Origin of the sequence: Pleomorphomonas koreensis DSM 23070 (assembly GCF_000425185.1) — a bacterium.
In the GTDB taxonomy this organism is placed as follows: domain Bacteria; phylum Pseudomonadota; class Alphaproteobacteria; order Rhizobiales; family Pleomorphomonadaceae; genus Pleomorphomonas; species Pleomorphomonas koreensis.
On sequence record NZ_AULH01000008.1, the window covers coordinates 283,707 to 296,720 of the forward strand.

General features: G+C 66.9%; 15 protein-coding genes. 6 read left to right on the top strand and 9 right to left on the bottom strand.

Annotated elements, in window-relative coordinates; genetic code table 11:
- Positions 1-927 (bottom strand): oxidoreductase, encoded by a 927-nt coding sequence (locus tag H512_RS0108080; protein WP_245585367.1) that lies wholly within the window; start codon positions 925-927, stop codon positions 1-3.
- Between the two features lie 42 nt (positions 928-969).
- Here H512_RS0108080 and H512_RS0108085 point away from each other — a divergent pair, with 42 nt between their 5' ends.
- Positions 970-1,374, top strand: a complete 405-nt coding sequence (locus H512_RS0108085) for a winged helix-turn-helix transcriptional regulator (protein ID WP_026783025.1) — start codon at positions 970-972, stop codon at positions 1,372-1,374.
- Between the two features lie 69 nt (positions 1,375-1,443).
- Here H512_RS0108085 and glyA read toward each other — a convergent pair whose 3' ends face one another.
- From glyA to H512_RS0108100, 3 genes are all read right to left on the bottom strand, one after another.
- A complete protein-coding gene (glyA, locus tag H512_RS0108090; RefSeq protein WP_026783026.1) occupies positions 1,444-2,739 on the bottom strand; it encodes a serine hydroxymethyltransferase in 1,296 nt (431 codons plus the stop codon).
- A gap of 152 nt (positions 2,740-2,891) precedes the next feature.
- Complete coding sequence (locus H512_RS0108095; protein WP_026783027.1) at positions 2,892-3,377, bottom strand: hypothetical protein; 486 nt, start codon at positions 3,375-3,377, stop codon at positions 2,892-2,894.
- On the bottom strand, positions 3,374-3,598 hold the full coding sequence (locus tag H512_RS0108100; protein ID WP_026783028.1) for a DUF6898 family protein: 225 nt from the start codon (positions 3,596-3,598) through the stop codon (positions 3,374-3,376). Before H512_RS0108100 ends, H512_RS0108095 begins: the two co-directional genes overlap by 4 nt.
- Before the next feature lie 289 nt (positions 3,599-3,887).
- On the opposite strand from H512_RS0108100, the gene H512_RS23115 reads away from it, so the two are divergent.
- On the top strand, positions 3,888-4,424 hold the full coding sequence (locus H512_RS23115) for a DUF805 domain-containing protein (RefSeq protein WP_036790595.1): 537 nt from the start codon (positions 3,888-3,890) through the stop codon (positions 4,422-4,424).
- 86 nt (positions 4,425-4,510) lie between these two features.
- On the opposite strand, the gene H512_RS0108110 is transcribed toward H512_RS23115, so the two are convergent.
- The 3 genes from H512_RS0108110 to H512_RS25695 all read right to left on the bottom strand — a co-directional run bounded on the left by H512_RS0108110 (position 4,511) and on the right by H512_RS25695 (position 7,692).
- Positions 4,511-5,773: a L,D-transpeptidase family protein gene (locus H512_RS0108110; protein ID WP_036790598.1), complete on the bottom strand. Its 1,263-nt coding sequence runs from the start codon at positions 5,771-5,773 to the stop codon at positions 4,511-4,513.
- 665 nt (positions 5,774-6,438) lie between these two features.
- Positions 6,439-6,954: a transcriptional regulator LdtR gene (ldtR, locus tag H512_RS0108115; protein ID WP_026783030.1), complete on the bottom strand. Its 516-nt coding sequence runs from the start codon at positions 6,952-6,954 to the stop codon at positions 6,439-6,441.
- Between the two features lie 303 nt (positions 6,955-7,257).
- Positions 7,258-7,692, bottom strand: coding sequence for a DUF6163 family protein (locus tag H512_RS25695; protein ID WP_053239674.1), 435 nt, complete (start codon positions 7,690-7,692; stop codon positions 7,258-7,260).
- 136 nt (positions 7,693-7,828) lie between these two features.
- Here H512_RS25695 and hemB point away from each other — a divergent pair, with 136 nt between their 5' ends.
- The 4 genes from hemB to H512_RS0108140 all read left to right on the top strand — a co-directional run bounded on the left by hemB (position 7,829) and on the right by H512_RS0108140 (position 11,152).
- Positions 7,829-8,857, top strand: a complete 1,029-nt coding sequence (gene hemB, locus H512_RS0108125) for a porphobilinogen synthase (RefSeq protein ID WP_026783031.1) — start codon at positions 7,829-7,831, stop codon at positions 8,855-8,857.
- 1 nt (position 8,858) lies between these two features.
- Entirely contained in the window at positions 8,859-9,389 is a 531-nt protein-coding gene (locus tag H512_RS0108130; RefSeq protein ID WP_026783032.1) for a hypothetical protein, read from the top strand.
- 187 nt (positions 9,390-9,576) lie between these two features.
- Complete coding sequence (locus H512_RS0108135; RefSeq protein WP_026783033.1) at positions 9,577-10,863, top strand: O-acetylhomoserine aminocarboxypropyltransferase; 1,287 nt, start codon at positions 9,577-9,579, stop codon at positions 10,861-10,863.
- Between the two features lie 70 nt (positions 10,864-10,933).
- Positions 10,934-11,152, top strand: coding sequence for a DUF2842 domain-containing protein (locus H512_RS0108140; protein WP_026783034.1), 219 nt, complete (start codon positions 10,934-10,936; stop codon positions 11,150-11,152).
- A 3-nt stretch (positions 11,153-11,155) separates the two neighbouring features.
- Here the strand turns inward: H512_RS0108140 and H512_RS0108145 are convergent, their stop codons facing one another.
- Both H512_RS0108145 and H512_RS0108150 read right to left on the bottom strand, forming a co-directional pair.
- Positions 11,156-12,520, bottom strand: coding sequence for a P-loop NTPase family protein (locus tag H512_RS0108145; protein ID WP_026783035.1), 1,365 nt, complete (start codon positions 12,518-12,520; stop codon positions 11,156-11,158).
- A gap of 139 nt (positions 12,521-12,659) precedes the next feature.
- A partial coding sequence (locus H512_RS0108150; protein ID WP_156899419.1) for a transposase occupies positions 12,660-13,014 on the bottom strand: 355 nt, incomplete at its 5' end.

The window sequence follows — 13,014 nt, forward strand, 5'->3', positions numbered from 1 at the left end:
TCAAAGGCCGTAACGGACCCCGGTGAGGCGCTCCAGTTGCTCGAACAGCGCGCTGCCCGCCGCCACGTCGTGGGCGAAGGGCGCCGTCTCGGTCTCGACCGGGTGGCCGCGCAGCCCGAACGGTCCGCGGGGTCCATAGTAGCCGCCAGGCTTGGCGTCGGGCGCCGTCGCCGCCATCAGCGTCGGCTCCGCCCCGGAGGCGGCGATCTGCATGATCGGCCCCATCGCCCAGGTGATCAGCTTCATGCCGATGGTGGTGGCGACGGCGAGGTTGGTGTGCGAGGCGCCGGGATGGCAGGTGGTGGCCAGCAGCCGGTCGCCGGCCCGCCGCTGCAATTCGCGCGTGAACAGGATATTGGCGAGCTTCGTCTTCCCATAGGCGCGTACCGGCCGGTAGTCCCGCTCGGAATCCAGGTCTTCGAGCGGCGTCGGCCCGCCGACGCGATGGGCGATCGACGATACCGTGACCACCCGCGGCGCCTTGCCGGCGATGAGGGCCGGCAGCAGCAGCCCGGTCAGCCGGAACGGCCCGAGCACGTTGGTGGCAAATTGCAGCTCGTGGCCGTCGACGCTGACCTCGCGGCGCGGCAACGCCATCACCCCGGCATTGTTGATCAGCGTGTCGATCGGCTGCGCCCGCGCGAGCTGGTCTTCCGCGAAGGCGCGGACCGACGCCGGGTCGGAGAGATCGAGCAGGCCGGTCCTGAGATCGGCCTCCGGCACCACCGCGCGGATGCGCGCGGCGGCGTCTTCGCCCTTGGCCTGGCTGCGCGCGGCGATGGTCACCTCGCCACCCGCCCGCGCCAGCTCCAGCGCCGCGCACCAGCCGATGCCGCTGTTGGCGCCGGTGACGATGATCCGTCGGCCGGCCTGCGCCGGAATGTCTTTGGTCGTCCATGTCTTGCTCATGGAGACGGTATGGCGCACTCTGTTTCCAATCGCAATCAGGTACCCTGAGGTAACAACGATATGGCGGATCGGATCGACGCGCCTGCCGACATCTGCGACGACATGACGCCGGACCAGCAGCGGCTCATCCGCGACATTCTCGCCCGCGTCGTCGACAAATGGAGCCTGTGGGCGCTGACCGAGCTGACCGCGGACGGCCCCTTGCGCTTTTCCCGGCTGCTGGAGCGCGTCGAGGGCATCAGCCAGAAGTCGCTCACCGCCACGCTGCGCCAGCTCGAACGCGACGGCTTCGTGACGCGCACGGTGGTCGTGAGATCGCCGATCCGGGTGGACTACGCGGCCACCGAGCTTGGCCATGCGCTCATCCGGCGGTTTCAGCCTCTCTGGCTGTGGGCGGCGGGGCGCCTGCCGGACTTCGTCGCGGCGCGGGCCGCCTTCGACGCCCGGACAGAGGCCGATCGCTGAGGCCCTTCCATGCAAAGCCGCCGCGCGGGGTTTCCCCCACGCGGCGGCAATTCATCCGGAGTCCGGCGATCAGTTGTAGATCGGGAAAGCGTCGGTCAGCGCCTTGACGCGGACCTTCACCGCCGCCTCGACGCCATCGTTGCCGTCCTCGCCGTTGACCTTCAGGCCGTCCAGCACCTGCAGGATCAGGTTGGCGATCTCCTTGAACTCGCCGGCGCCGAAGCCGCGCGAGGTGGCGGCCGGCGAGCCGAGACGGATGCCGGAGGTGATCGTCGGCTTCTCCGGATCGAACGGCACGCCGTTCTTGTTGCAGGTGATGTCGGCGCGGCCGAGCGCCGCCTCGACCAGCTTGCCGGTCAGGCCCTTCGGCCTGAGGTCGACCAAGAGCAGGTGGTTGTCGGTGCCGCCGGAGACGATGTCGACGCCGCCGCGCTTCAGTTCGTCCGAAAGCACGCGGGCATTCTCGACCACCGCCTTGATGTAGGTCTTGTAGGACGGCTGAAGCGCCTCCAGCAGCGCCACCGCCTTGCCGGCGATGACGTGCATCAGCGGGCCGCCCTGCAAGCCGGGGAACACCGCCGAGTTGATCTTCTTGGCGATGTCCTCGTCGTTGGTCAGCACCATGCCGCCGCGCGGCCCGCGCAGCGTCTTGTGGGTGGTGGTGGTGACGACATGGGCGTGCGGGAACGGCGAGGGATGCTCGCCCGCCGCCACCAGGCCGGCGAAATGCGCCATGTCGACCATCAGGTAGGCGCCCACCTCGTCGGCGATGGCGCGGAAAGTCGCAAAATCCCAGACGCGGCTGTAGGCCGAGCCGCCGGCGATGATGATCTTCGGCTTGTGCTCGCGGGTGAGCGCGGCGAGCTGGTCCATGTCGATGCGGTGGTCCTGGGCGCGGACACCGTAGGTGACCGCGTTGAACCACTTGCCGGAGAGGTTGGGCTTGGCGCCGTGCGTCAGGTGGCCGCCCGAGGCGAGGTCGAGGCCGAGCACCGTGTCGCCCGGCTTGGCGAGCGCCAGGAACACCGCCTGATTGGCCTGCGAACCGGAATTCGGCTGCACGTTGGCGAACTTCGAGCCGAACAGCTTGTTGGCGCGCTCGATGGCGAGGTTCTCGGCGATGTCGACGAACTGGCAACCGCCGTAATAGCGTTTACCTGGGTAACCCTCGGCATACTTGTTGGTCAGAACGGAACCCTGCGCTTCGAGAACCGCCTTGGAGACGATGTTCTCCGAAGCGATCAGTTCGATTTCATGCTGCTGACGACCCAGCTCCTTCGCCACGGCGGAGGCGATCTCGGGATCGGCCTCGACGAGGGAGCGATGGAAAAAGTTGGCAAGCTCTGCGCTGGTCGTGTTGGACATTTGGGTTTCCGTTCCGTCAGGGGACGTTCTTGGGCCGGACACTCCGGGGCAAGATGCCCCGGCGCCACGCGCGCCCGTGACGGGCGTCGCTTACCATGGGCAGGGGTCGCCATCAACCTGAGGGCCGGCTTTCCGGCAGCCGGCGGAGCCGCTTAAATCGAATATGCGGCATTCCCGCCGCCGGCGGCTTCGAGCGCCGCGATCTTCGCCCGGTCCTTGTCGCGGCCGGCCAGACGATAGAATCGGCCGAGGTCGTCGAGCGACACGGCGTGGAACCGCCGGCCCGCCGCCTCGATCTCCCCCGTCCGTCGCGGCTCGTAGAGCACCCAGCCGTCCGCCGTGGCAATGCTCATGGCCGCCATCACGTCGATGACCAGCGGCGCGCCCCGGAGATGGAGATGTGCCTGCGAGCGGAACCTGTCGTTGCCGCCCTCCCCGTCCGGCTCGATGCCGGCCGCCGCCGCCAGCGCCCTGGCGTCTTCCGCATCGACGATGACGTCGAGGTCGGCGGCGCGAAAGTCGCCGATGCCCAGGAGTTCGAGAAGCGCCGTGCCGAACAGCACCGGCGTAACGCCGGCCCGACCGGCAAGGCGATCCAGGAACAGCAGCGTTTCGGCCAGCGCCGGACGGATGCTCAAACCGTGAAGCCTCCCCGGCCGGTGGGCGGCAGCGGCGGCGCGTCGCTCTCGGCGAGCCGCCGTTCGAGCTTGCGGAGCGCCAGCCGTTCGAGATCGTGGCGGGCGGCGCCGGCCGGGCCGATCACCTGCACTTCGACGCCGGTCACCGAGCAGATGGCCGAGACGCGCACGGCGTTGCCGAGGATCACGAACTCGAAATAGACCTCTCGCTCCCCTGCCATGAACACCGCCTCACAAAAGCCAGCCCGGACGGACCCAGACTAGCATGAAGCGGCAGGATTTTCAGCCGCCCCACGCCTTTTGAAGGCGTGTCGCGGGTCCGTCGGACTGCCGTCGGCGTCCGGTTGGAACATCCTGCCGGAAGGAGTGCGGGAACCCGCATGGTGATCAACCCGCCTTCAACTATAAACACAATCCAGCCGCGATAGATAACGGGTTAAACGCAACCACAAGGCTATTCAGGCTACAATCCAAACAAGATTGGCGCACTGGACACAAGGAGCGCGGGTGATGCACCCGATGTCGCTTTTCTTCAGTTTCGACGGCCGCATTGGCCGGCTTTCCTTCTGGTCGGGCATCCTGCTGCTCACCGTCCTGATCTCCAGCTTTCTCGGTCTGCTGATGAGCTTCGTGGGGCACGCCAGCGCACATCAAGCCTTGGACGTGATCACCCTGGGGACGCTGGTGTTCGTGGCGACGCTGGGCTTCATCCTGCTCACCGTCATATATTTCGCGGTGATTGCAAAGCGCTACCACGACCTCGACAGATCGCTGGTGCGCTATCTGGTCGTCATCATCCCGCTGGTCGGCCCGGTCTGGGCGCTGATCGAACTCGGCTTCACGAGGGGCACGCCGGGCAGCAACCGCTATGGCCTTCCGCCCGGCACGGTCGCCGGCGAGGAACCCTTCGATGCCGAAGCCGCCATCCGGCGCTGGCAGGAGAGGCAACTCAATGAGCCGCTGCGCACGGCCTACCCGATGGTGGCCCAGCAGTTGACCAGCGCCAATTCAGAAGAGCCGCAGTTCGCCCGCCGACGCACGTCGTGAACGACACATCCGCGACATGACCGCCCGATAAAAAGCCCGCCCGGACTGACCGGGCGGGCTCAAGCCGGCATGAAGCGTGGAGAAATTCAGCCGGCCTGTGCCTGGCTCTGCGCCTCGGGCGACATCGGCACGCCCAGGCCGTCGCGCTGGTAGATGTCGTCGCGGAACTCGACGGTGTTGTTCGGCGTCGCCCAGGCGGTGATGTACTGGAAGTAGAGCGGCACCGGATCGGCCACCGGAGCGTCGATGCGCTCGCCGGACGTCAGCGCCTCGGTGATGCGCTCCTTCGGCCAGTCGGGCGTGTTCTTCAGGATCCAGTAGACGTATTCGCGGACGTTCTGCACGCGCACGCAACCCGAGGAGTGGAAGCGGTCGTTGCCGCCGAACAGGCCCTTGCTGGGCGTGTCGTGCATGTAGACGCCTTCCGGCGACGGGAAGTCGATCTTCACCGTGCCCATCGAGTTGAGGTCGCCCGGCTCCTGGCGGAACATGTAGTTGACCGCCTGATCGGTCTTCCAGTCGATCGACTGCCAGGACACCTCGGTGCCCGAGCGCGGATCGAACACGTGGATCTTCTGCCGATCGAGATAAGCCGGATCCTTCTGCATCTGCGGGATCAGGTCTTTGAGGATGATGCTCTTGGGCACCGTCCAGTAGGGGAAGAAGCGGATGATGGTGATCTTGGTATTGAGCAGCGGCGTCTGCCGGTCGATCTTGCCAACCACGCTGCGATGGCGCGAATGCACGGTGTCGCCGTCGACGGTCTCGATCTCGGCGCCGGGCACGTTGACCATCACGTAGCGGTCGCTGCTGCCGCCGAGCGGATTGGGCAGCGTCTGCAGGCGGACGAGGTTGAGCTGCAGCTGCTGGATGCGCGTCTCGACCGGTACGTTGAGCTGGCGCAGCGTCGCGGTGTCGACCACGCCGTTGGCGATGATGCCGTGGCGGGTCTGGAAGCGGCGGACCGCGCCGTCGACGAAGCTGTCATAGGCCGTCGAAACGCCGGCGCTCTGGTCGAGGTCGCCGGTGATCATCAGCCGCTGCCGCAGCACCGGCACGACCGGACTGTCCATGCCGATCCTGAGCGCGTTGGAGGCCTGCACCTGCGGCCAGCCGCCCTGCATGGCGATGGAGGAATACTGGGAGATCGCCTGCTCGGTGTAGAAGCCCGACTGGCCGGAGATCGACGGCCGGCTCGACTGCGCCGAGAGGTCGGCGGGCGCGGTGACGTCGAAGCCCTCGGTCCATTCCGTCTGGGCGAGCAGCGTCTGGGCCTTCGAGGCGGAAGCCGCCAGCGCCGTCATTCCGGCGATGCCAGCCTTGAGCACCCCGCGGCGGCTCGCCGCCATGGACAAAAGTGATCCCTTCACAACCGCACTCCAGATCGAACCGTTCGGACGCCGGGAAACCTGGCCAGGCTCGGGCGCCGGAAACCTTGGACCAGAGAACGACGGCCTTGGTTAACGGAGCCTTTCCGGCTGATTCCCGCACGGACGCGGCGCACTCGCGACGGACTCGCATGGTGTCGCCGATGGCTCGCCGTTTATCGGCAATTCGTGGCAAAATCGAGGACTATGACGGTCGCCCGTCGTGCAGGCCAGACCCGACCAAACGGCATGGCAGAGATGCAAACAAGGAAAAACCCCGAGCGCAGAAGGGCGCCCGGGGCCAAGTTGCGCGTCTCGGGAGGAGTTGAGACGGTCGAGGCATCCGGTCTGAGGAAAGGGGAGGAAGCATTCCAACCGACATGCTCGATACACTTAACATATGACAGGAATTCGTTTAAAAATGGTTAACGCGAGAGATCAACCCCAGGTCAAACCGTATATCGGCGATCCCCAAGCGCTTTTCCTGCAATTCTATTGTCCGTTTCGACAGGTGAGTGTCAGTTCTGACAGAGGAATAGGGAAAGTTTTAGAACCAATTGCAACCAAAGACGGCAAAACGGCCGCCGTCCTGTGAACGGCAGCCGTTTTCCGGGGTGGTCGAGGTCAGGAAAGAACGTGCTGTCGGCTTAGAGCCGGTAGAGGATCTGGTCGGTCCAGAAGCGTTCCAGCCGCTGCAGCGACTTGTTGAGCACCTTGAAGTCGTCGCGGTTGATGCCGCCGACCGTCTCGATCGAGATGATGTGGCGATTGTAGAGCTTGCCGACGATGTCGGCGATCGCCTGGCCCTTGTCCGTCAGCTTGACGCGCACCGACCGGCGGTCCATGCGCGAGCGCTGATGGTGGATGTAGCCCATCTCCACGAGCTTCTTGAGATTGTAGGAGACGTTGGAGCCGAGATAGTAGCCGCGCGTCCGGAGCTCACCGGCCGTCAGCTCGCTGTCGCCGATGTTGAACAGCAACAGCGCCTGCACGGCGTTGACGTCGGTGCGGCCGGCCCGGTCGAACTCGTCCTTGATGACGTCGAGCAGGCGGCGGTGCAGGCGCTCGACGAGGCGCAGGGCCTCGAGATAGAGCGGCTGGAGCCCCTGCTCTTCTTCGGGCTCGGTGGCGTAGAGATCGTAGGCGCGCTTGGCGTTGGCCATGGTGGAATGCCTCTCTGTCGTACTTTATCGGGTGCGGCTCTTTGTCCGCCTTGATCCCGACAGTAGCCGAGAGCTTTGAAAATCGGCTTAAGGGGCAAGCTGAATATTGGTTTAACGCGATTTGGAACCCACCCGAGTCTTCGCCTTGGTAAATCGACGCTTTACGCCATGAAAAGATGAGCCCATCCAGGCGTATCCGCAAGAATCCGCAAAATTCGACCTAATTTTCACGGGGCGGACTCTGGCGCTTTGGCGCAGTTGAGACGAATTGGCAAATTTTATAGAATAACTCTTCGTTGACTCTCACAGACGATCGCGCGTCCGCTCGTAGTAGGCCGAGAGCAGCGCATAGACGGCTACGGTGCCGATGTGAAAGGCCATCAGCGGATAGTTGCTGCCGAACTGCGGATTGTAGGCGCCGTAGAGCGCCGTCTCGGTCAGCGCGCTGATCATCCACACCACCGTACCCCAGGAGGCGAGCAGCCACAGACCGACCGCCGCGACCAGATCGGCGACGGCGAAGAACAGCGTCGCCACGATCACCGGCGCCGGCAGCTTCAGAAAATTGTCGCCGACCGAGCCGAGGCCGAGAATGGTCGCCCAGCGCATCAGGCCGGCGAACAGGAACACCGCCGACAGAAAGCGGACGTAGATCACCAGCGTCAGGCGGGCATCGAATCGCTTCCAGAAGCCGGCCTCGACATCGCCGGGCCGCTCGGCATCGCCGCTTCCGCCCATGCCCTGTTCCTTTCCACCGCCATCGGGTTGCGCCTTTTTTCGGCCGCGGAGTATCGATCAAATCATTGCTCGCGTATAGAGCCGGCCGCCCGGCCGTGCTAAAGCGGCACCGCCATCCGCTTCAGGACCCCCGATCATGACCGTCAATCCTTCCTTCCCCAAAGGCGCGCCCGACATGCGCGACATCCTGAATGGCCGCCGCATGCGCCGCCTGCGCCAGACCGACTGGTCGCGCCGCCTGGTGCGCGAGAATCGCCTGACGGTCGACGACCTGATCTGGCCGATCTTCATCATCGACGGCGTCGGCCTGCGCACGCCGATCGCCTCGATGCCCGGCGTCGAGCGCCTCAGCGTCGACGAGGCGGTGCGCGACGCCGCCGAGGCGGCCGCCCTCGGCATCCCGGCCATCGCCCTCTTCCCCTATACCGATCCGGCCCGCCGCGACCCCTCCGGCAGCGAGGCGCTGTCGCCCGACAATCTCGTCTGCAAGGCGCTCCGGGCCATCAAGACCGCCGTGCCCGACATCGGCCTGATGACCGACGTGGCGCTCGACCCCTACACCAGCCACGGCCACGACGGCCTTCTCGAAGGCGACGTCATCCTCAACGACGAGACGGTGGCCGTGCTCTGCCAGCAGGCGCTCAATCAGGCGCGGGCCGGCGCCGACATCATCGGCCCCTCCGACATGATGGACGGACGCGTCGGCGCCATCCGCGCCGCGCTCGACGAGGCCGGCTTCGAGCACGTGCAGATCATGGCCTATTCGGCCAAGTACGCCTCGGCCTTCTATGGCCCGTTCCGCGACGCCATCGGCACCGCCAAGACGCTGAAGGGCGACAAGCGCACCTACCAGATGGATCCGGCCAACTCCGACGAGGCGATCCAGGAGGCCGAACTCGACCTCGCCGAGGGCGCCGACATGATCATGGTCAAGCCCGGCATGCCCTATCTCGATATCGTCAGGCGCCTCAAGGACGAGTTCCAGGTGCCGACCTTCGCCTATCAGGTCAGCGGCGAATACGCGATGATCATGGCGGCGACGCGCAACGGCTGGCTGGACGGCGAGCGGGCGATGATGGAGAGCCTGATCGCCTTCAAGCGGGCCGGCGCCGACGGCATCCTCACCTATTTCGCCCGCGACGTCGCCCGCAAGCTGAAGGGCTGACGTGCGGCGGGCCGGCTTCGCCAGCATTGCCGCGGCGGCAGTGGTCGCCGCGGCCGTCGCGTCCGGCGCCTGGTCGGTCGCGGAAGGCTATCGCGACGTCCGCGCCTGCCGGGACACCCTGCCCGCCCTCGAAGAGAACGGCGACATCGTCGTCGACAGCCTGGTGCGCGACAGCGTTCGTCCGGCGGTGTTCGCCATCGGCTATCGGGTGACCGACGCCGCCGGCAGCCGCGCCGGCCAGTTGCGCTGCGCCTTCGGCAACGGGCCGGACGGCCGCCGGCATCTTCTCGGCCTGGAACTGGGCGGCCGGCCGCTCGGCGACGCCCGTATCTACTTTCTCGAACGCTTCTGGCTGGGCGATCCGGCGGCCATCGACAGCGGCGCAGCGCGCCTTGACGATCGGGTGCCGCCGCAGATGCTGCTTGCCGCCGTGGTCGGCCGGCCGCATCCCGCGCTGCTCATCGCGCTTCTCGCGGCGCTGCTCGCCGGCGCGGCGCTGGCCGGCCGCCGCTTCAGCGAAAGGCTGCGCTGAAGCCGCCGCGCAGCGCCCTTGTCTCGGCGCCGGTCCAAGGATTAGGGTGTCGGCCAAAATCGGCACCGGCGCCGGAGCGGTGGGTGCCCGGACATCGCCGGGCCATCGCTTCAGCCCATTGTTTGCGTATCGGAAGTCGCCGGAACGTGGCTCCACTGTCCGGTCCGATGCGCTGAGGGAGAGGAACATGACCGAACGGACCCCCGGATTCTCGACGCTCGCCATCCATGCCGGCGCCGCCCCCGACCCGACCACCGGCGCCCGCATCACCCCGATCTACCAGACCGCCTCCTACGTCTTCGAGGACGTTGATCAGGCGGCCAAGCTGTTCGGCCTCGAAGCCTTCGGCAACATCTACGGCCGCCTCACCAATCCGACGCAGGCGGTGCTGGAGGAGCGCGTCGCCGCGCTGGAAGGCGGCGTCGCGGCGCTCGCCGTATCGTCCGGCCACGCGGCGCAGTTGATTGTCTTCCACACGCTGCTCCAGCCCGGCGACGAGTTCATCGCCTCGAAGAAGCTCTACGGCGGCTCGATCAACCAGTTCAACAACGCCTTCAAGAACTTCGGCTGGAACGTCGTCTGGGCTGATCCGGCCGATCCCGCCTCCTTCGAGCGGGCGGTGACGCCGCGCACCAAGGCGATCTTCGTCGAATCGATCGCCAACCCCGGCGGCATCGTCACCGACATCGCCGCCGTCGCCCATGTGGCCAAGCGGGCCGGCGTGCCGCTGATCGTCGACAACACGCTGGCGACGCCCTATCTCTGCCGGCCGATCGAGCACGGCGCCGACATCGTCGTCCATTCGCTGACCAAGTTCCTGGCCGGCCATGGCAACTCGCTCGGCGGCATCATCGTCGACGCCGGCAACTTCGACTGGTCGCGCGAGAACCGCTATCCGATGCTGTGCGAGCCGCGGCCGGAGTACAACGGCCTCGTCTTCCATCAGAACTTCGGCAACTTCGCCTTCGCCGTCGCCTGCCGCGCCCTCGGCCTGCGCGATCTCGGCCCCTGCATCTCGCCCTTCAACGCCTTCCAGATCCTCACCGGTATCGAGACGCTGCCGCTCAGGATGCAGCGCCACGTCGACAACGCCAAGGCGGTGGCCGAATATCTCGCCGAGCATCCCAAGGTGGCCTGGGTGTCCTATGCCGGCCTGCCGGGCGACCGCTACCACGGCCTGCAGCAGAAATACGCGCCGAAGGGCGCCGGCGCCGTGTTCACCTTCGGCCTGAAGGGCGGCTACGATGCCGGCGTGACGCTGGTGAAAAGCGTGCAGTTGTTCTCCCATCTCGCCAACGTCGGCGACACCCGCTCGCTGGTCATCCACCCGGCCTCCACCACCCACAAGCAGCTCACCGACGCGCAGAAGGTGGCGGCTGGCGCCGGCCCCGACGTGGTGCGCCTCTCCATCGGCATCGAGGACGCCGCCGACATCATCGCCGACCTCGAGCAGGCGCTCGCCCGCATCGACTGATCGGAGCATCGTGCAGAAAGCTGGCAACCGGTTTTCTGCACGATGCGTCTATTCGAACGGCGGAGGCGGCATGTCCTCAAGTCTCAGAAAACTCCTCGGCACCGTCATCCTGGTGATCACGGTGCCGATCTACGCCCTCATCGCCATGGTGGTCGCCGTAGCGGTGCTGCCGGGCGTCAATTTCTGGTGGCAGCTCGTCTACTATGTGGTGGCCGGGCTGCTCTGGGTGCCGCCGGCCGCCCTGCTGATCGCCTGGATGGCGCGGCCGGATCCTGGCATCAATCGATAGATATTAAGCGGCGATGTCGCCGGCCGGAGCCGGCACCCGCACGATGTCGGTGACGCCGCGACGGCCGAGCGCCGCCAGCAGCGTGTCGACGGCGCCGCGATCGGCGTCGCCGGTCAGCATGAGCTGGCCGGAGAGACGGGCGAACAGCGTGAAGGCCGGATCGGCGCGCAGCGTGCCGAGGTCGATCAGCACCAGGTCGTAGGTCTGCTCCAGCGTCTCGACCAGCAGCGCCGCCGCTTCGGTGTCGTCGGCCAGCGCGGCGAGCGACCGGCGGCCGGCGCCGATCTCGTGCGCCCGCGAGGCGGCGTTGCGCTGGATGACGTCGGCGAAATCCGCTTCCCCGGCCAGAAGCTCGGCAAGGCCCGGCCGGTCGCCGGTGCGGCGGCTGGCATCGACGACGACGATGCGCGCGCCGTTGAAGCCACCCTCGCGGGCCATCTCGTCGACGAGGCGGCGGTTGTCGCCGCCCTCGCCGAAGCTGGCCACCGCCACCCGCCGGCGGCCGCAGAGGTCGATGCCGGGCAGGCTGGCCAGCGGGGCGACGACGTCGTCCGGCGGACAGACGCAGCCGGTCCTCTCGGCGGGATCGCTCTCGGCAACCGGATCGCGCGGCGAAAGATCAATGACGGTGAGCGGCGCCTCATCGAGCGGCTCGCCGGCCTCCGCGCGGCGGCGCCAGCGGCCGAAGGCGGCACCAACGCCACCGAGCAGCAGCACCGACAGGGCGGCAAGTCCGGCACCGGCCGCCGGCGACAGCCTGGCCGGCACGTCCACCGGTACCGCGCCGGACACCAGTCGCGCCGTGGCGCCGCCATCCGTGCCTTGCAGCGCCAGATAGTCGGCGGCCACCCGGTCGACGAAACGAACGGCGAAATCGCCGTCGCCGGCCGAGAAGCTGAGATCGATCGCCCGGCCACGCCCCGACGGCGCCGCCGAGAAGCGCGCCGAAAGCGCGTCGGTCAGCCGCTCCTCCGGCGACACCAGCTTGCCGCCGCCGATGCCGGCAACGGTCAGCGCGCGCCCCCAAAGCGAGGGCCGCGCCAGCGCCTCGGTGCCGGTGGCATCAAGCTCGGCCGCCGCCCGGCGCAGGCTGTCGCGGGAGGAAATCAGCTTTGCCTGCGCGTCGAGGAAAGCGGCGTCGGCAACGCCCGCCGTGCCCCGCCGCTCGACGACGAGGCGGGCGCGCACCTCGGTGTCCGCCGGCAAGGCGGCGAGGAAGGCATGGGTGGCCGCCGATGCGGCAACGGCCAGCGCAATCAGCAGCACGGCGCGACGCAGCGTCGACCGCACGCCGGCCGGCCGCGCGCCGCCCTCCGCCTCGCGGGCAGTCGCGGCATCGAACGGGTGCAGGGGCCGGGCTTTCTCCATGCCGAAAGCATGGTCCGCTATGGTAACCAGCCCGTTAAGCATCGCGAGATTGTTACCGGCCCAAGGTGTTTCGGGGTGTCCGTCAACACTTCGTAAAGACTTGTTAAGGCCGCGTTTTCCTTTCCTTAACCATGCCGGGCTAGGTTGCGTTGACAAAAGCCGTTATCCAGATCATCGCGGCGGCGAGGTTGAGGAAACTCTCGTATGAAAGTCTCGTCTTGTCGTAGCGCGTGGCGATGCGTCGAAACTGTTTGATGCGATTGAACATGCGCTCGATACGGTTGCGATCCTTGTAGGCTTTGAAGTCGCACGATGGCGGATCGCGGCGATTTGCGCGTGGCGGGATGACCGGCAGAATGGCTCGCATCAACAGGCTGGAACGGACGTCGTCGCCATCGAAACCCTTGTCCGCCAACATTTTTCTGGGCTTTGCGACCGGCAGAGCCAGAAGAGGCTCGACGCCGAGATAGTCGGAAACCTCCCCACCGGTCAGG

Bases quoted from the DNA above. Each gene is read 5' to 3' on its own strand.
- H512_RS0108100 (WP_026783028.1), bottom strand. From the start codon at position 3,598: ATGGCAGGGGAGCGAGAGGTCTATTTCGAGTTCGTGATCCTCGGCAAC.
- H512_RS0108135 (WP_026783033.1), top strand. From the start codon at position 9,577: ATGACCGAACGGACCCCCGGATTCTCGACGCTCGCCATCCATGCCGGC.
- H512_RS0108145 (WP_026783035.1), bottom strand. From the start codon at position 12,520: ATGGAGAAAGCCCGGCCCCTGCACCCGTTCGATGCCGCGACTGCCCGC.
- hemB (WP_026783031.1), top strand. From the start codon at position 7,829: ATGACCGTCAATCCTTCCTTCCCCAAAGGCGCGCCCGACATGCGCGAC.
- H512_RS0108110 (WP_036790598.1), bottom strand. From the start codon at position 5,773: ATGGCGGCGAGCCGCCGCGGGGTGCTCAAGGCTGGCATCGCCGGAATG.
- H512_RS0108085 (WP_026783025.1), top strand. From the start codon at position 970: ATGGCGGATCGGATCGACGCGCCTGCCGACATCTGCGACGACATGACG.
- H512_RS0108140 (WP_026783034.1), top strand. From the start codon at position 10,934: ATGTCCTCAAGTCTCAGAAAACTCCTCGGCACCGTCATCCTGGTGATC.
- H512_RS23115 (WP_036790595.1), top strand. From the start codon at position 3,888: ATGCACCCGATGTCGCTTTTCTTCAGTTTCGACGGCCGCATTGGCCGG.
- H512_RS25695 (WP_053239674.1), bottom strand. From the start codon at position 7,692: ATGGGCGGAAGCGGCGATGCCGAGCGGCCCGGCGATGTCGAGGCCGGC.
- glyA (WP_026783026.1), bottom strand. From the start codon at position 2,739: ATGTCCAACACGACCAGCGCAGAGCTTGCCAACTTTTTCCATCGCTCC.
- ldtR (WP_026783030.1), bottom strand. From the start codon at position 6,954: ATGGCCAACGCCAAGCGCGCCTACGATCTCTACGCCACCGAGCCCGAA.